Source organism: Thermospira aquatica (assembly GCF_023525255.1).
Lineage (GTDB): Bacteria > Spirochaetota > Brevinematia > Brevinematales > Thermospiraceae > Thermospira > Thermospira aquatica.
Map to the genome: position 1 here is coordinate 710,468 of NZ_CP073355.1, position 17,591 is coordinate 728,058.

At 41.7% G+C, this 17,591-nt stretch carries 18 protein-coding genes, 1 tRNA gene and 1 pseudogene; 6 read left to right on the forward strand and 14 right to left on the reverse strand.

The features are described 5' to 3' along the window. Positions 1-36: 36 nt before the first annotated feature. Both KDW03_RS03425 and KDW03_RS03430 read right to left on the reverse strand, forming a co-directional pair. Positions 37-549, reverse strand: coding sequence for a DUF4256 domain-containing protein (locus KDW03_RS03425; protein WP_408648351.1), 513 nt, complete (start codon positions 547-549; stop codon positions 37-39). 84 nt (positions 550-633) lie between these two features. Next, the gene (locus tag KDW03_RS03430) at positions 634-2,031 is read right to left on the reverse strand and encodes an ATP-dependent 6-phosphofructokinase (protein WP_271436002.1); all 1,398 of its coding nucleotides are present in this window, start codon (positions 2,029-2,031) and stop codon (positions 634-636) included. Positions 2,032-2,513: 482 nt separating this feature from the next. Between KDW03_RS03430 and KDW03_RS03435 the strand changes: the two genes are divergently transcribed. Beyond that, positions 2,514-2,894, forward strand: a complete 381-nt coding sequence (locus KDW03_RS03435; RefSeq protein WP_271436003.1) for a metal-dependent transcriptional regulator — start codon at positions 2,514-2,516, stop codon at positions 2,892-2,894. A gap of 18 nt (positions 2,895-2,912) precedes the next feature. After that, a complete protein-coding gene (gene feoB / locus KDW03_RS03440; RefSeq protein WP_271436004.1) occupies positions 2,913-5,108 on the forward strand; it encodes a ferrous iron transport protein B in 2,196 nt (731 codons plus the stop codon). Between the two features lie 180 nt (positions 5,109-5,288). Here the strand turns inward: feoB and KDW03_RS03445 are convergent, their stop codons facing one another. The 6 genes from KDW03_RS03445 to KDW03_RS03470 form a co-directional block, all read right to left on the reverse strand. Then, positions 5,289-6,224, reverse strand: a complete 936-nt coding sequence (locus KDW03_RS03445; protein ID WP_271436005.1) for a magnesium transporter CorA family protein — start codon at positions 6,222-6,224, stop codon at positions 5,289-5,291. A gap of 94 nt (positions 6,225-6,318) precedes the next feature. After that, complete coding sequence (locus KDW03_RS03450) at positions 6,319-7,191, reverse strand: HEAT repeat domain-containing protein (protein ID WP_271436006.1); 873 nt, start codon at positions 7,189-7,191, stop codon at positions 6,319-6,321. Between the two features lie 15 nt (positions 7,192-7,206). Then, positions 7,207-7,512, reverse strand: coding sequence for a hypothetical protein (locus tag KDW03_RS03455; RefSeq protein WP_271436007.1), 306 nt, complete (start codon positions 7,510-7,512; stop codon positions 7,207-7,209). Between the two features lie 10 nt (positions 7,513-7,522). Further along, on the reverse strand, positions 7,523-8,254 hold the full coding sequence (locus KDW03_RS03460) for an amino acid ABC transporter ATP-binding protein (RefSeq protein WP_271436008.1): 732 nt from the start codon (positions 8,252-8,254) through the stop codon (positions 7,523-7,525). Continuing rightward, a complete protein-coding gene (locus tag KDW03_RS03465; protein ID WP_271436009.1) occupies positions 8,244-9,029 on the reverse strand; it encodes an amino acid ABC transporter permease in 786 nt (261 codons plus the stop codon). Before KDW03_RS03465 ends, KDW03_RS03460 begins: the two co-directional genes overlap by 11 nt. Then, positions 9,017-9,754: a basic amino acid ABC transporter substrate-binding protein gene (locus tag KDW03_RS03470; RefSeq protein ID WP_271436010.1), complete on the reverse strand. Its 738-nt coding sequence runs from the start codon at positions 9,752-9,754 to the stop codon at positions 9,017-9,019. The genes KDW03_RS03465 and KDW03_RS03470 overlap by 13 nt, the downstream gene beginning before the upstream one ends. A gap of 211 nt (positions 9,755-9,965) precedes the next feature. Between KDW03_RS03470 and KDW03_RS03475 the strand changes: the two are divergent. Further along, positions 9,966-11,187 (forward strand): annotated as a pseudogene (locus KDW03_RS03475) (integrase catalytic domain-containing protein). Positions 11,188-11,264: 77 nt separating this feature from the next. Here KDW03_RS03475 and KDW03_RS03480 read toward each other — a convergent pair. The 4 genes from KDW03_RS03480 to KDW03_RS03495 form a co-directional block, all read right to left on the reverse strand. After that, complete coding sequence (locus KDW03_RS03480; RefSeq protein ID WP_271436011.1) at positions 11,265-13,130, reverse strand: hypothetical protein; 1,866 nt, start codon at positions 13,128-13,130, stop codon at positions 11,265-11,267. Positions 13,131-13,473: 343 nt separating this feature from the next. Next, a tRNA-Tyr gene (locus KDW03_RS03485) sits at positions 13,474-13,556 on the reverse strand. 116 nt (positions 13,557-13,672) lie between these two features. Next, the gene (locus tag KDW03_RS03490) at positions 13,673-14,041 is read right to left on the reverse strand and encodes a hypothetical protein (protein ID WP_271435401.1); all 369 of its coding nucleotides are present in this window, start codon (positions 14,039-14,041) and stop codon (positions 13,673-13,675) included. 117 nt (positions 14,042-14,158) lie between these two features. After that, positions 14,159-14,611, reverse strand: a complete 453-nt coding sequence (locus tag KDW03_RS03495) for a hypothetical protein (RefSeq protein WP_271436012.1) — start codon at positions 14,609-14,611, stop codon at positions 14,159-14,161. Positions 14,612-14,989: 378 nt separating this feature from the next. Here KDW03_RS03495 and KDW03_RS03500 point away from each other — a divergent pair, with 378 nt between their 5' ends. The 3 genes from KDW03_RS03500 to KDW03_RS03510 are packed head-to-tail and all read left to right on the forward strand — an operon-like array spanning position 14,990 to position 16,223. Then, positions 14,990-15,238, forward strand: a complete 249-nt coding sequence (locus KDW03_RS03500) for a hypothetical protein (protein WP_271436013.1) — start codon at positions 14,990-14,992, stop codon at positions 15,236-15,238. A 33-nt stretch (positions 15,239-15,271) separates the two neighbouring features. Next, positions 15,272-15,421 carry a hypothetical protein gene (locus tag KDW03_RS03505; RefSeq protein WP_271436014.1) on the forward strand — a complete coding sequence of 50 codons (150 nt, stop codon included), beginning with the start codon at positions 15,272-15,274 and terminating at the stop codon, positions 15,419-15,421. 52 nt (positions 15,422-15,473) lie between these two features. Then, positions 15,474-16,223, forward strand: coding sequence for an integrase catalytic domain-containing protein (locus KDW03_RS03510; protein WP_271436015.1), 750 nt, complete (start codon positions 15,474-15,476; stop codon positions 16,221-16,223). 132 nt (positions 16,224-16,355) lie between these two features. Here the strand turns inward: KDW03_RS03510 and KDW03_RS03515 are convergent, their stop codons facing one another. Both KDW03_RS03515 and KDW03_RS03520 read right to left on the reverse strand, forming a co-directional pair. Next, complete coding sequence (locus tag KDW03_RS03515) at positions 16,356-16,724, reverse strand: hypothetical protein (protein ID WP_271436016.1); 369 nt, start codon at positions 16,722-16,724, stop codon at positions 16,356-16,358. A gap of 8 nt (positions 16,725-16,732) precedes the next feature. Then, positions 16,733-17,530, reverse strand: a complete 798-nt coding sequence (locus KDW03_RS03520) for a helix-turn-helix domain-containing protein (RefSeq protein WP_271436017.1) — start codon at positions 17,528-17,530, stop codon at positions 16,733-16,735. Positions 17,531-17,591: the final 61 nt, after the last annotated feature.

The window sequence follows — 17,591 nt, forward strand, 5'->3', positions numbered from 1 at the left end:
GATTGTTTCAGTTTTAATAGTACACTCTTAAAAAAGCTACACCTTTAACAGTCCTCGAAAACCTCTCGAACTATAGTAAGATTCAGCACTATTATGATAGATAAACACATGACCATAACGTCTATCCCCAAAGAGTGCCCCACCCTTTTCCCGTATATCCTTTGGAGTAAGTATCCAGCTCGAGGTTTTCGTATCATACTCTCCCGTCTGCTGGAGACGTCGATACCAAACTTCATCCAAAAGCTCTATACCCATTTGCTCACACATTCCCAGAACACTTCCCTGAGGTCGAGCTTGCCTGCGTTTCTCAAGGGCGATATCATCATAGCAGAGACTTCTTCTTCCAACAGGACTTTCGGGGGCACAGTCACAAAAAACAAAGCTTTCACTCTTTTCATCATAACCAATCACATCAGGTTCTCCCCCTGAAATCTCCATCTTCAGAAGAGATGAGAGTTTCTCATCAGTGAGTCTCGCCATCACATTTTCCCAGAGGATATTCTCGTGGCGATGGGGATGGCTGATAAATCTCTTTTCCAGAATTCTCATAAGCTCATCGAACGTGATACTTTCCAACACCAATGTCTCTCTCCTTTTATGGTAGAGTTTTTTCCACACGTCCCTGTATGGTTTTCAGCTATTGACCATCGCAACAGGTTGGCCTGTTGTTTCAAGCACCGATGTCCAGAGAGAAGAATTGGTATCAATCTTTTTTCGACGACGGGTAGCTATATCTATAGGGATATACGTAAAATTCCCCTGATAATACCCTACCAACACATTCGTACGACCACTCATACCTGCATGAACAGCTGCCTGAGCTAATTGAGAACAAAAGATGGAATCATTGGGAGTAGGGGGACGGCTACGAATCGTATAACTTGGATCGATATACTTAATAGAATGGGAAATATGATGCTTTGTAAGATGTTCGCTTATCTTTTGCTTAAGGTAAAGACCTATATCTTTAAGCTTTTTGTTCCCCGAAGCATCGTACTCTTCTTTATCATTGGTAAAAAATTTCTGACCCGCTCCCTCTGCCACAACGATCACGGCATGTTTGCGTTTTAAAAGCCTCCTGGTCAGATGGGAAAGAAACCCATTGGACCCATCGAGATCAAAATCCACCTCAGGGATAAGACAAAAGTTTGGTTCATTTGTAGCGATGGTCGCATGAGCAGCAATAAACCCTGAGTCTCTTCCCATCACCTTGACAATCCCAATACCGTTGTCATGAGCTTTCGCTTCCGTATGAGCGGCATAGATCGCATCACACGCCTCGGAAAAGGCTGTTTCAAACCCAAACGAACGGTCAATATACGAGATATCGTTATCAATTGTCTTAGGAATACCAACAATAGCGATCTTGAGACCTCGTCTGGCGATCTCTTCGGCAATCTGCTGTGCCCCCCGGAGTGTCCCATCTCCCCCGATTGTGTAGAGGATATCAATATTCAGTTCCTGAAGCCTGTCTACCATCTTTACAGGATCCTGATTCCCCCTCGAAGTTCCAAGGATGGTTCCTCCATCGGTGTGAATAGTTTCAACTATCTCGGGAGTTAAAAGCTGAACATCGTAACCATTTTCTTTCACAAGCCCTGCATACCCATAACGAAAACCATATATTCTTTTGTTGTTATACCGATAGTAGTTCATCATCACAATCGAACGAATCACCGAGTTAAGCCCCGGACATATTCCTCCACAGGTAACAATCCCAGAAACCGTTTCCCCTGGCTCAAAAAACACTTTGCGCCGTGGCCCAGCCTTTTCAAAAGAGGGAATAGGGATGTCATGCTGGATAAACTTTTCAATGAGCCCTTTGTCCGTAATAGCCACAACCCTCTCGTCATCAGGAATAAACCCCGTCTCCTGAATCATATTCTCAAAAGGAGAGGTATAATGACATGTTCCAAGTCTCTCGATGGTAAGATCCTCTTCCATCAGCTCCTGAACCCATGACGGAGCATCAAAGGGGAGTTTCATGGATTTCTCCTTCTTTTCTATTTTTCTTTGGTTATTGTAAACCATCTTTGGTCTCCTGTCAATTTTATACAAAAAGAAATTTTTTCTTCTTTCTTATAAAGATAGGAAATTGAGTATAACCAAAAATATGAGCAAGCTATTTCTCTTTTTCAGTCTAATTTTATTTCAAAGAAACACTCAAAACAACGCACTCAAATCTTTTTAGATATTACCATGTTTCAGTATGTTCCTTTTTTGGGCATTTTTCCTTTCTCCCTCTTTTTCCGTACTGCAATATGGTAAGAGCATATCAAAAAAGAGAATATCCACACAAATTCATAATTAAAAAAATCTTTACTTGCTTCTGTGCTAAAAATAAAAAAACATAACGTTTCGAGGAAAACAAAAAACCAGACATATACCTGCCAGATATCCTCTGATCTTAAAAACACCTCCAGCAAAAAATCCTACAAAAAACACAATGTTTTTCTTGATAAAAAGTTTATATTAACTTATAATATTAGTGTAAACTAACTTTTGGAGAACGTATGACGCAAAGCCTCGAAGACTACATCGAAGCCATTTATATTCTTTCGAGAGAAACAGGTTATACCCGCGTGAAAGGTATAGCCGAAAAGCTCCATGTTTCCAGACCCTCCGTCATCCAAGCGCTCAAACACTTAAGCGAAAACGGTTTTATCACTCAGGAACGCTATGGCTACATTCACCTCACGGAAACCGGGAAACAAACGGCAACTCAAGTACTCAAACGACACCAAACCCTCACCCAATTTCTCATCACGCTTGGGGTCTCTCCTGAAGTAGCCGAAAAAGATGCCTGTCGTATCGAACATGTGGTGAGCCAGGAAACCATGAACACCATCGAAAAATTTCTTCATTCACAGACAAAACCAAAGAAAAGAAAGTAAACTGCCAGAGGAGGCACCATGACACAGACCCTCGATAAACTCGAAGCCGGCAAACGCTTCAGGGTAAAACAGATTCTGGGAGAAGGCAAAGGTCTTCACAGGATCAGAGAGTTGGGATTTTCCACCATTCAGGAAGGAGTGGTGGTAAGAAACGCCCGAGGCCCTATCCTTGTTTCCATCCAGGATCGCCAAATCGCTATAGGACGCGGAATAGCTGCAAGAATAGAGGTAGAGGTTCTTCGTGATATTCTCTACAATGAACTTGCCCTCATCGGCCAACCAAATTGTGGAAAAACCCTTCTTTTTAACCGCCTCACAGGATCCTCACAACATGTTGGAAACTGGCCAGGCGTCACCGTCGAAAAAAAAGAAGGAAAAACCATCATTGGTGGACTTCCTCTATCGGTCATAGATCTGCCGGGAATCTATAGCTTTTCAAGTCTCAGCGAAGAAGAAGAAGTAGCCAAATCGTTTGTTCTCAGTGCCAAGCAGACACTTTTTCTCAATATCCTGGATGCTACTCACCTTGAGGCCAATCTCTATCTTACCGTTCAGTTAGCCCTGATGCGCGTCCCGATGATTGTTGTTGTGAACATGATGGATGAAGCAGAAAAAGAAGGGCTTTCTCTTGACCTTTCAAGGCTTTCAGAGCTTCTAGGTGTCCCCGTGATAGGAATTTCAGCCTTGAAGGGTGAGGATATTGCGAGGTTAAAACAACTTATTGCCGAAGTACTCGACCAAAAAATAGAAATATCTCTCCGCCTTTCCCAAAATGAAGTAACCAAAACTCTTGAAAAGATAGCCGAGATATTTGCTGCCAATGGGATAGAACCCTCTTTTTGGGCAGCGTATGCATACCTCGAGACCAACAATCTCCCCAAAGAAATCGAAGATCTTTCCGGGTTACCACCTCTGAGAGAATCTTTTGTCCAGAAAGTAAAAAAAGATATGCCCACCGTGATGACAGAATGGATCCTTTCCCTCTGTATGGGCATAGCCCGCGAAGTGGTAAAACACAGGATTCTCTCCCTGCAAACCAAAAAACGCATAACCAACGCCCTTGATGCAATTTTTTTAAATCCCATCGTGGGCCCCATTCTCTTTTTCCTTTTTATGGGAAGTATTTTCTGGATTACCTTTCAACTCGGGGATATCCTCTCAGGGTATCTCGAATCTTTCTTCGGTTTTCTGGCAGAAAAGGCTCAAACCATCCCCATTCCCTGGCTTGCCTCTTTTATTTCAGATGGTCTTATCGGCGGTGTGGGAAATGTGGTAGCCCTTTTCCCTTATATTGTCATCATCTTTCTCTTGCTCTCGTTTCTTGAAGACTCAGGCTATATGGCCCGAGGAACCTTTCTTGTAGACCGTTTCATGCACAAAATTGGCCTTCACGGAAAATCTTTTGTTCCCCTTGTTCTTGGTTTTGGATGTTCGGTTCCAGCGATAATGTCCACACGTATGCTTGACAACCGCTCAGACAAAATCAAAACCATGCTGATGGTGCCTTTTTTCAGTTGCTCTGCCCGAATGCCTGTGTTCACCCTTTTTGCGGCAGCCTTTTTTGGTAAAAACGGATGGATGATGCTTTTAGCGTTGTACGTTCTGGGAGTTTTCGTGGCAATTTTTACAGCCTGGTGGCTTAGTAAAAGCCTTATCAAAGAGCATTCTGAAGGGCTTATCATGGAACTTCCTGTGTATCGTATGCCTTCTCCTCTCAACCTCTGGAATAATACCTGGAATAGAAGTAAAGAGTACCTCATCCGGGCAGGAAGCATCCTCTTGTTTTTCTCGATTGTTTTGTGGCTTCTCTCCATTCTCCCCTGGGGGGTAGAACCCGGCAGTAGTGACTCATTGATTGGAAGAATAGGACACGGAATTTCGTGGATTTTTTCTCCCCTCGGGTTTGATTGGCAGATGACGGTAGCCCTTGTAAACGGTTTTTTTGCCAAGGAGATTGTGATTTCAACCCTGGGAGTCCTTTATGGGAGTGGAGAATCTCTGGCCGCAGTTCTCCCTCAACATATGAGCCTCCCCACCATGCTTGCCTACATGGTGTTTATCCTTCTCTATATCCCGTGTGCTGCAACAGTCGCAACCCTGAGAGTAGAAAGTCGATCATGGAAATGGACGCTTTTTGCTATTGTATATGGACTCTTGGTAGCATGGGGACTTGCCTTTGTTATAAAAATAGTGAGCACGCTAATTCTGGGATAAGGGAAACAAGAAAACTGCAACAAGGTAATAGCATAATTTTTTTATCCAAAAATACCCTGTTACCCTTTTTCAGTTTTTTTATCACCCAGGTGTTCTTTTTTTAGCCATATGAAAAAAACACTTTCTTTTTCTTTCAGGAGAAAAAATCAATCATGGCAAAAAAATTTCCCGAGCAGCTTCTTATTTGGTTTGTTTCTTTTCCAGATGAACAAGCACCTTATAGGTAACCCATCCGATAACAATCATCGCAATACAAAAAAGACCGTAAGAAATATAGAGAGGAATACCCTGGGTAAGTGCCGTATACTCTGACATCCCCCCTATACTTGCAATAAGATTCAAAGGAAGAAAAATAATATTAATAATCGTCAAGTTTTTAATAAGAACATTCATATTGTTATTGACAATACTGGCGCGGGCATCCATGAGGCTGGCAAAGACCTCAGAGTATATTTCAGCCTGTTTGGCTGCCTGCTCGGTTTCTACCAAAAGGTCGGAAAGAAAATCCTCATCACATGGCACTGCTCTTACAAAGAGATAGTTTTGAAACTTTGTGAGGGCGCTTTTGTTTCCATTGAGTGCCTCAAGGTAAAAGATAAGTACCTCACTCAAATGAAACATCTGAAGAAGGTACTCGTTTTTCAGAGAGGTGTTGATCTTTTCCTGGATCTCTCTGGCCATAAGCTTAATGATCTTCAGATGTTCGGTAAAACTTTTTATAATATGGTACTGGAAATAAAAAATCGCATCATGATTGGTCTGAAGAAAAAGATGAAGTTTCCCCTGGATATTGGGAATCTTCTTTTGTGAAATGATGATAAGATTCTCACCCCTCACAAAAAAACCAAGAGACATAATGTTAAGAGAAAACACATCTCCCAGCATGAGAGGTGCAGGAGATTTCCAGATGAGGGTATAATTTTCTTTTTGATCCGTATCAAACTCAAAACGAGCGACCTCATCGGCATCCAGAGCTGACGCCAGGGAGTGCTCATCAATATCAAAAGTCTTCTTGATGTATTCTTTTTCTTCGCTATCAACATTGTAATAGTAAAAAATATGCCCTTCAGCGGAGGGAGAGAGTTGACTATTGAGAAGAGTGTAACGCTCCACCATAGAGATCCTCCTCTATATGATTGGAAGCTTCAAAAAACCTCCGCAACTGTATTATAATGAACGAGAAAGTTCCTGTCAAGGGAAAAATAAAAAATTAATCCCCCGGATAAGTCTTCGACTTTTGTTCAGCGTCTTTGCGTTCGCCTTTTGCCATATCGAGGTCTTCAGGAGAAAAGAGATTCCTCTCAAAATTATTGGTAATAAACTCTGTGAGAGTATGAACAACCCTGTCAACCTGATCCTTTTGTGAGGCAGGAACCTGTTCGGGTTTATTCTTGAGGGTATCTTTTAAAGAGAGGATAAAGTAGGGATACGCGGGATTGGGGAAGGGAATACTCTCCAGTGATTCCCACGCTGCCTCGATAGTTTGAGGAAGATGATTTTGAATATGGACAATCTGGAGAAGAATAGGAACCGCTTTAGGAGATCCCCCCTTTCCGAGACTTTTGACAATTTCCATCACAATCTCATCGGTCTTTTGCATTTTGGGATCTGTATAGGAAAAAGTATCAAAATAATAATCATAATTAAGAAGATAGGATATACCCCTAATAAAACCATCATCCTTGATAAATCGAACCATTCTCGCCGCCCAGCGACGTACCTCGTAGCTTTTGTCAAACTTGAGAAGATACCAGATCATGTACCCATCCCGATCAGTGTACTGGATATTCGTCAAAGCATGGATCCTGGTTTCCACCGAAAACAAACGGGAATTCCCATAGATATCAGCACTTCGCACATCGTACATCACAATATCCTTGAGCACTTCGTTTTTCAGAGGATCGTTACTCTGAATGATAAAATCTACCAGAAAAATCTGATTATTGCGGTTCCTCGGCTGTTCCAATTCCGTAACAATATATTGAAGCTTTGGAGAGAGCTTATTATAGGAAACTCTTGTGAGAAATCCCCAATGCGTCGCAATACACACCATCCACAAAAGAAAAAAAACTTTTCCTCTCATACTTCCCCCCTGTGGTTATTTTCGCTCCTTCATCACCGTTTGAATAGCCTGGAAAAGAATCTCTTCGATATTTGAGTGGGTAAATTTGCCTTCAGAAAAGAGCTGTTCAAGATTCATAAAAACCCTTTCATTGGTCTGGTAGAGAAGTTCTCCGATAATCTCCTCAAGATCTTGAGGGGTCGCCTCATGCTGGTATCCCATCTTTGCAAGGAGCTTATTAAGAGCTGGCAGAAGCACATCGTACGGGATATGTCCCTCCCGAATATCATAGGCAAACACCAGCCTTCCCTGGGTTTGGCCACTAATCTTCATTTTTGGCATACCGTCCTCCCTAAAGTACCTTGCTTAAGAAGTCCTGGGTGCGTTTCTGCTGGGGATGATCAAAGAGAAGATCCGGAACATTTTCTTCGATAATTCGTCCCTCGTCCATAAAGATAACTCTATCCCCAACCTCTCGAGCAAACCCCATCTCATGGGTAACAATCATCATGGTCATCCCATCCTCTGCAAGATCCCGAATCACGAGAAGCACCTCTCCCACCATTTCAGGATCCAGTGCCGAGGTAGGTTCATCAAAAAGCATCACTTTTGGTTTCATGGCGAGCGCTCTGGCTATAGCAACACGTTGTTGCTGCCCCCCCGAAAGTTGTGCAGGATAACTATGCGCCTTATCTTTTAGCCCTACACGTTCTAAAAGTTCATAAGCCCGTTTCTCTGCCGATGCTTTTTTTTCTCTGAGGACATGGATAGGGGCAAGGGTAATATTCTGAAGAGCTGTCAGGTGAGGAAAGAGATTAAACGACTGAAAAACCATCCCCGATTCTTCACGAATCTTTCGAATATCTACACGTGGATCGGTTACCTCATCCTGATCAATCCAGATCCTTCCTTCATCAACGGTTTCCAGTCGGTTCACACATCGAAGAAGTGTTGACTTTCCACTCCCTGATGGACCAATCACCATCACTACCTCGCCCTCTTTCACCGAGAGGCTCACATTTTTCAGGGCCTGAAAATCTCCAAACCACTTGGAAACATTTTCGATACGAATTCTATCTGCCATGGTGAAGCCTCTTTTCCAGGATAGTAACCAGCCGAGAGAAGAAAAGTGTAAGAACAAGATACACCAGCGCTACCATCGTATAACTCTCAAAATAGTAGTATTTCACAGAAGCATATTCTCTCGCTCTTCGAAAGATATCTATCACCGCAATAATAGAAACAAGAGAAGAATCCTTCAAAAGAGCAATAAACTCATTTCCTACCGGTGGAAGAACCACCTTCATCATCTGGGGGAGAACAACCAACCTTATCGCCTGCCATCGAGAAAGACCAAGCGCTATGGCCGCCTCCATCTGTCCCCGGGGAATCGACTGTACCCCGCCACGAAGAATCTCCCCTATATAGGCTCCATAACAGATAGCCATCGCCATAACAGCAGAGACAATAGGCGGAAGTTGAACAAGTCGCGCTACCACATAATAGATATAAAAAATCTGCACCAGCAGGGGAATACCACGGATAACCTCGGTATAGAGAGAAGCTATTAAATTAAGCACGGGCAACCTGGACATCCTCGACAAAACCATCAGAATCCCCAGAATCAACGCAAAAAAAATCGAAAGAAGCGTTACCTGAAAGGTCACCCACAAACCATCAGGAAAAAAAGAGATAATTTCCCTATAGGGAACAGGCTTCACGAGTGGCAAAATAATAAGCGCCGCTAGCGCACCAAAAAAAGAAACATTCCAGGCAATCCTCTGGAGAGAGGATTCACCTGGAATCAGAATAGCATCCGATACTTTAAAACCAAAATGATGCTTTTTTAGCGAAGCCATTTCTTCTCAAGCTCCTTGTCAATACCTGCTTTCTTGACCTCTGCCAAGCCCTTGTTGATCAGATCAAGAACACGCTTATTGCCCTTTCGTACTGCGATACCGTAATACTCTTCCGTGAACGGCTCGCTGGCTATCATAAGAGCATCCTTGTACTTTGGATTCTGCAACACAAAGCTGGCGGCTGTGGGGGCATCCACCACAACACCATCAATACGTCCAAGATAGAGATCTTCGATAGCAAGCCCAATTTCATCGTAGGTTTTTAGCGTGATCTTGGGGTTTTTCTGGATTTCCATCACCCCGGTGGTACCGATCTGACCACCCATCTTTTTCCCTTCAAAATCAGCCAGTGTTGTGCCTTTTGTACCCTTCTTCACCACAATCACCTGTCCAGCATTGATGTAAGGTTCAGAGAAGTCCATCTGGTTTTTGCGTTCTTCGGTAATCGTGACAGAAGAAATCACCGCATCATATGAACCATTCGCCAATCCTGCAAAGATTCCATCCCAGGCAGTATTGCGGATCTCGACTTCAAAACCACCTTTTTCAGCAATGGCTTTGATAAGATCGATATCAAAACCTACAATTTCTTTGTTTTCATCCACATACTCCATGGGAGGCCAGGTTGCATCCGAAGCTACCACAATTTTGTTTTTTGCACTGGCACCACATCCCACCATCAAAGCCACAACAAAAGCCAAAACCAAAAGAGCATATCTGTTCATATCTTCTCCTTAAAGGATAAATAATAGGATAAATTTTCTTTTGCTTTTTCCAGTTAACATTATAGTGATAGGAAGATTTTTTTGCAAGAATTCGAATTGCTTCATAATAAAAGTACTCGAAAAGGGAACGTTGCTTCAAAATAAAAAAGTACTTTAAATTTGTGTAAAATAATCCAGTTCAAAGAACTGGAGGTAAAAGGTGGAGTTAGCGATGTTTGAAAGGAGACCTATTTACAGGGAAACGGCAAAACAATATCAAAAAGCCAGCAAAAAGGAAAAAATGGAGATACTGGATTATTTTGTGAGGATAACAGGTTTAAAAAACCGAAACTATGCCGCCAGGCTCTTGAGGCAGCACGGAAAAACCATCTATGTAGGGCAAAAAATTACCTTAAAGCCGATATAGCCAAAAGGGCAAAAGACCTGGCAGAAAGAAAAATTCGGCGAAGAGGAACTAAAACTTCTAAAAAAGGTCTGGGAAATTGAAAACTACATGTGTGGCAAACGTTTAAAGCCAATTTTAAATGAAGTTTTAGATAATCTCTTAGCAAACGGACATCTCCACGGTTCTCCACAGGCTATAGAAAACTTGCGCCATATAAGTGCTTCAAGTATTGACCGACTTTTGAAACATGAGCGTAAAAAGCTTGAGATAAAAGGACGAAAAGGTACAAAGCCTGGAACGCTATTAAAGCAACAAATAGCTATACGCACGTGGGCAGAGTGGGATGAAAATTGCCCTGGTTTTATGGAGATTGATCTGGTTGCCCATGAGGGAGGAAATAGCCGGGGAGATTTTGCTCAAACATTAAATATGGTGGATGTTTGGAGCGGTTGGACAGAGCTTGTGGCAATCAAAAACAAGGCTTCAAAATGGGTAAGAGAAGCCATAGAAAAAGTCAAAGGAAGACTTCCTTTTGAGTTACGGGGAATTGATTCTGATACCGGTGCTGAATTTATTAATCATCCTCTGCGTGATTGGTGTGAGAAGTACCAGATAAAATTTACAAGGGGAGAAGCTCCGTTCCAATGATAACTGCTACGTTGAGCAGAAAAACTATTCCATAGTCCGCCAGAATGTTGGATACTTCCGCTACGATACCGAGGAAGAAGTCTACTACTTGAACCGACTCTATGCGTATCTCAGGCTTTATGCCAACTTTTTTCAACCGGTTATGAAAATGACAGAGAAAAAGAGAATCGGAAGCAAGGTGCAAAAGAAGCATGATGATATTAAAACTCCCTACCAACGGCTTTTAGAAAGCTCTTATGTAAGTGAGGCACAAAAGGAACGCCTAACAAGGCTTTATAAGGCTCTCGATTTGTTTCACCTAAGACAAAAAATTACGGCTTGCCAGAGAAAACTTTTCAGCCTTCAAAAGAAAAAGAATGTAAAAAACAAAAATTTGGAGGAAACTGTATGGAATTTTTGAGTACTTTTTTTTATGAGGCAATGATTCGAATTTCGAGTACTTTTTTATTTGACGCAACGGGGAATTCTCAAGAACCATCACGGGATAAGCCATTGCCCGTAGACACTCTCATTCCCACTACGATCACGAGCCCGTATCTGGACATACCCTCCAGAAAAATTAGAGATTATCAGAGTGAAACGCTCTTCACGGCTATCGTACATACCGTCTGCCGGGAAAATCTCCTGCCAATCAAGGGGAGAAACACTGTACCATACCTGAACAATCTCACGATTATCGGAAACGAGCCACTCACATTGGAGTTTTCCCTGGACAAGGGTGGCATTAAAATTTTTGATCTGGGGGGAGGTGTGATCAATGGTAACAAAACCACTTCGCTGAAAGGCGGAGAGTACATCACGATGAGGATTGGATGGCGCATCATCCACAAGAAACTGAAACTCATACTCTCCCTCAGGAAACATCCGTGATGAGAGTTCAAGCTGGTTGTTTGTCAGGGGTGAAGAAAACAGAGGCACCCACTTTTCCCGTCTTCGTACCGAGAGGGTATAATTCATATCATCCTCATTGGGATCACTTGCCGACCAAAAAAACACAAGCTTCTCCCCTCGCTGCATCACATCAAACTGATCAATCTTCGGTGCCTGATTCATTTGACGACCGGAGAGCTTTACCTCCTTGAGGGATGCCCTTGAAGTGGGGCTACATGAGAGTCTGACCTGAAGGTAGCGGTTAGGAGGTGAGGCTATACCCTCCTTCTGATAGGGCGCCCACTCCTCCCAGAGATCGGGAAGTAACGCCAGAGCCGAACGGCTGGAAAGTGTTACCTGTCCCAGACTCTCAAGAGAGAGGATTTTCCCCCATTGAGCCTTCTGTCCTGCATCAAACACAGGAGTAAGAATACTCCCCTCAGAAGCTGCCCTGACATCCATCTGAAAAACACGATACGGCTTCTCTGAAACCATATGCAAACGATCCCGAGCCGTCGCAAAAAACCTCACTCCCCCTTTCCCATAACCAGAGGCAGAAAGCTGGCCTGAAACAGGATCATAAATAAAAAAATTCTGAAAAGCGCCAAGATAGAGTTTTCCCTGCCAGAAAAAAAGACGGTTTACCCTGCTTTGAGAAAGAGAAAAAACAAAAGACAGAGATCCATTTTTTTCATAACGAAAAACAACAACCTCGCTTCTCTCCGTCATTTTTCGCTGAGAGCTTTGCTGGGACGTTGTTTTGTTGATAGCCACGTAGAGATTTTTCCCATCGAAGGTTATATCCTGAATAGGATCAGAAAACTCAGCCACAGCCCGAAATCGTGTTCCTCCAACAGGCAAAAGATACAAAATCGAAGATTCACCGATACAGTACAGACCATCCTCTGTCCATACCCCCTTGAGAAGATGGCGTTCATGAGAGAGACTGGCAACCCTCTGGAGTTTATTTTTTTCCAAAAGATAGAGAACGGCAGGATCCCCCGCCAAAACCCAAACCCCCCGGGAAAAGGGAATAATATCCCAGATATACGAAGAAGAAAGTGTGTAACTTGCCACACTCTTCTCAAAACCATTGAAAAGCAAAAGACTCGCCGAAGGAGCAACCCCCACATAGACATAACTATCATCCGAGGCAAGGGCAGAAACCATCTGATACTCAGGAAAATCCTGCTTGCGGATACTTTTGCCGTCTATCCAGAGAAGAGAAGCCTCTTCTGCCGTCCCAACAAGAAGGAAGTTTTTCCATCCGGTGGCACTCCACAGAGGAAGATCACTCTCGTAAAGAAAATTCATGGCAAAAGAGACGGTTGCCTCACCTGTACTTGAGAGGATCACATTGCTCAGTTCATACTCTCCGATACGATTCCAATCAAACAGTGGAAAAAAAAGCGTCTCAGTGCCAAAAAAAACCTGCGCTATAACAAAAAATACCATGCCACAAAAACGTTTCATCGCGAGCTCCTCTCCTTTTCGCTGTGCCGATTCATGCCTATAGAGCGAATCCGGTACACCATTATACCACTAAGCAGGAGAAAAACGCAAGTTTTCAGGTGTGCCCTTTTGCCTATTGTGCCATGCTCTTACCTTTTTTCAGTCCCCGGCCTTTCTTTTAAAAAAATGCTAAAAAAAGATTAAAAATTCTCTTCTGCACACTACCACAAGGGACAAGCAAATCCCACAGACAAGCAGTGTTTAAAACACCCTCATGACTGAGAGAAATTTTTTCGACAGTGACAATGAATGAAAAACTATCCTTAAAAGAAAACAGGCTTAGCCCTGAAAGCTAAGCCTGTTTTGGGCAGGGTTGGATTCGAACCAACGAAGGCAAGTGCCAGCAGATTTACAGTCTGCCCCCTTTGGCCACTCGGGTACCTGCCCGCCATAAGAGGTGTATAGTATACCATATTTTGAAAAAAATGTCAAGAAAACGAATTGCTTCATCTGTCAAATAAATTAAAATGTCACCTTTTTATTGAAATAGAAATGTCACTTTTTTATGCCGAAACTCTACGACCATAATCATCTATTTCAAAAAAGTTCAATTCGATATTTTTCTTAAAAATATGTATACTTCCATCAAGCCAGGTTTTTAAGATAACATTGTCCCCGGGTTTTATGGCTATAGGTTGTTTCTTTTCAATCTGGTATATTCTTTTAGAAAATTTTATTGTATAATCTCTATAGACTTTGCACTCGGCCGTATAACAAACATAGTTCCTTAAGTCCTGATCAGGCATTAATGCAATATGAAAATCTTCATCCGACAGAGGTTTTTTACTAAATTTTCGGTTATTCTTTTCCCAGTAATATTCTTTCAAAAAACGATTGGCACTGTCAATATCCTTTATGTTTTTTAGTTTCATTTCTGCTATTAACCTGTCCTGATGGATCCCATTCCATCTCTACGCGCCCTTTTGCCTGGGGACTATGGGCATATATCATTTCTATCCCCAGCCTATGGCAGACCTCTCCAAACTTTGTTAGAGGCAATTTCCTGCAAGCTGTTCTTCTATGGTCGCTTCCCGTTTCGTATAGAACAGGCTTTTATAATCACAATAGATCGAATAAGGAATACCGTATTTCATTATCCAGTCAAACAAACATTGCAGCGCTACTTGTGTCGTTTCTCCTGTGTCGAAAAGACCGTAAGATGTGCCTGTAGCATCATCCACCATATTCATCAGACAGACTTCTTTGCCTGTCCCAAACCAGTCGTGAATGCTGCCGTCCATTTGAATCATTTCTCCAAAATGCTCTTTTCTCGGCCTTCTGGTACGGTGTTTCGCAGTTTTTCTTATTTTCTTCCACAATCCTGTTTCCATCATCCATAAACGAAGCGTTGATGCTCCTATTTTTATATGATGTTCCTCATAAAGCTTTTCAGCTATAAATGTCGGCTTAAAACCTTTATAATTATTCCGTACTATCTGCATAATTTTCTCTTTGATATCACTGCTAATTCTGTGATTCCCCGGTTTGCCTATTAATTTGTGATTGAGGGCTTCATCACCCTTTGATAAATATTCTTTAAAAATTCGAATAAGTTGCCTTCTGCAAGGCAGTGTATACTTAATTGTGTCTGGTAGGAAAAAGATAACCTCCTGTGATAATATAAATAAAACTATCACAGGAGGCCAGATATGATTGAGACGAAGAATATTTTAGAGCTATTCAAACCAATTGTCAAGGAAGCGAATTGCTTCATAATAAAAGTACTCGAAAAGGGAACGTTGCTTCAAAATAAAAAAGTACTTTAAATTTGTGTAAAATAATCCAGTTCAAAGAACTGGAGGTAAAAGGTGGAATTAGCGATGTTTGAAAGGAGACCTATTTACAGGGAAACGGCGAAAGAGTATCAAAAAGCCAGCAAAAAGGAAAAAATGGAGATACTGGATTATTTTGTGAGGATAACAGGTTTAAAAAACCGAAACTATGCCGCCAGGCTCTTGAGGCAGCACGGAAAAACCATCTATGTAGGCAAAAAAAATTACCTTAAAGCCGACATAGCCAAGAAGGGCAAAAGACCTGGCAGAAAGAAAAATTCGGCGAAGAGGAACTAAACTTCTAAAAAGGTCTGGGAAATTGAAAACTACATGTGTGGCAAACGTTTAAAGCCAATTTTAAATGAAGTTTTAGATAATCTCTTAGCAAACGGACATCTCCACGGTTCTCCACAGGCTATAGAAAAACTTGCGACATATGGGGCGTTTTCCTGGGCGATTGACCGACTTTTGAAAACATGAGCGTAAAAAGCTTGAGATAAAAAGGACGAAAAGGCATGCAAAAGCCTGAACGTTGTTAAAGCAACAAATAGCTATACGCACGTGGGCAGAGTGGGATGAAAATTGCCCTGGTTTTATGGAGATTGATCTGGTTGCCCATGAGGGAGGAAATAGCCGGGGAGATTTTGCTCAAACATTAAATATGGTGGATGTTTGGAGCGGTTGGACAGAGCTTGTGGCAATCAAAAACAAGGCTTCAAAATGGGTAAGAGAAGCCATAGAAAAAGTCAAAGGAAGACTTCCTTTTGATTTACGGGGAATTGATTCTGATACCGGTGCTGAATTTATTAATCATCCTCTACGCGATTGGTGTGAGAAGCACCAGATAAAATTTACAAGGGGAAGAAGCTCCCGTTCCAATGATAACTGCTACGTCGAGCAGAAAAACTATTCCATAGTTCGTCAGAATGTTGGGTACTTTCGCTACGATACCGACGAAGAAGTATACTTCTTGAACCAACTCTATGCGTATCTCAGGCTTTATGCCAACTTTTTTCAACCGGTTATGAAAATGACAGAGAAAAAGAGAATCGGAAGCAAGGTGCAAAAGAAGCATGATGATATTAAAACTCCCTACCAACGGCTTTTAGAAAGCTCTTATGTAAGTGAGGCACAAAAGGAACGCCTAACAAGGCTTTATAAGGCTCTCGATTTGTTTCACCTAAGACAAAAAATTACGGCTTGCCAGAGAAAACTTTTCAGCCTTCAAAAGAAAAAGAATGTAAAAAACAAAAATTTGGAGGAAACTGTATGGAATTTTTGAGTACTTTTTTTTATGAGGCAATGATTCGAATTTCGAGTACTTTTTTATTTGACGCAACGGGGGAAGTATTAGAGAGTATCTGTCAAATAAATTAAAATGTCACCTTTTTATTGAAATAGAAATGTCACTTTTTTATGCCGAAACTCTACGACCACAATCATCTATTTCAAAAAAGTTCAATTCAATATTTTTCTTAAAAATATGTATACTTCCATCAAGCCAGGTTTTTAAGATAACATTGTCCCCGGGTTTTATGGCTATAGGTTGTTTCTTTTCAATCTGGTATATTCTTTTAGAAAATTTTATTGTATAATCTCTATAGACTTTGCACTCGGCCGTATAACAAACATAGTTCCTTAAGTCCTGATCAGGCATTAATGCAATATGAAAATCTTCATCCGACAGAGGTTTTTTACTAAATTTTCGGTTATTCTTTTCCCAGTAATATTCTTTCAAAAAACGATTGGCACTGTCAATATCCTTTATGTTTTTTAGTTTCATTTCTGCTATTAACCTGTCCTGATGGATCCCATTCCATCTCTCTGCGCCCCTTTTGCCTGGGGACTATGGGCATATATCATTTCTATCCCCAGCCTATGGCAGACCTCTCCAAACTTTGTTAGAGGCAATTTCCCTGCAAGCTGTTCTTCTATGGTCGCTTCCCGTTTCGTATAGAACAGGCTTTTATAATCACAATAGATAGAATAAGGAATACCGTATTTCATTATCCAGTCAAACAAACATTGCAGCGCTACTTGTGTCGTTTCTCCTGTGTCGAAAAGACCGTAAGATGTGCCTGTAGCATCATCCACCATATTCATCAGACAGACTTCTTTGCCTGTCCCAAACCAGTCGTGAATGCTGCCGTCCATTTGAATCATTTCTCCAAAATGCTCTTTTCTCGGCCTTCTGGTACGGTGTTTCGCAGTTTTTCTTATTTTCTTCCACAATCCTGTTTCCATCATCCATAAACGAAGCGTTGATGCTCCTATTTTTATATGATGTTCCTCATAAAGCTTTTCAGCTATAAATGTCGGCTTAAAACCTTTATAATTATTCCGTACTATCTGCATAATTTTCTCTTTGATATCACTGCTAATTCTGTGATTCCCCGGTTTGCCTATTAATTTGTGATTGAGGGCTTCATCACCCTTTGATAAATATTCTTTAAAAATTCGAATAAGTTGCCTTCTGCAAATCCCCAGTATTATTGCAGCATCTTTCTGCTTGATTTTCTTGTTCTTTACCATCTCCAGTATTTTTGCCCTCTTCTGTGCTTTAAATGTCATCGTTATCACCTCTCTCATCTGCAACCTCTCGTTTTTTTAGTTGCAGTATTTTAAAAGGTGACATTTCTATTTGCACAAA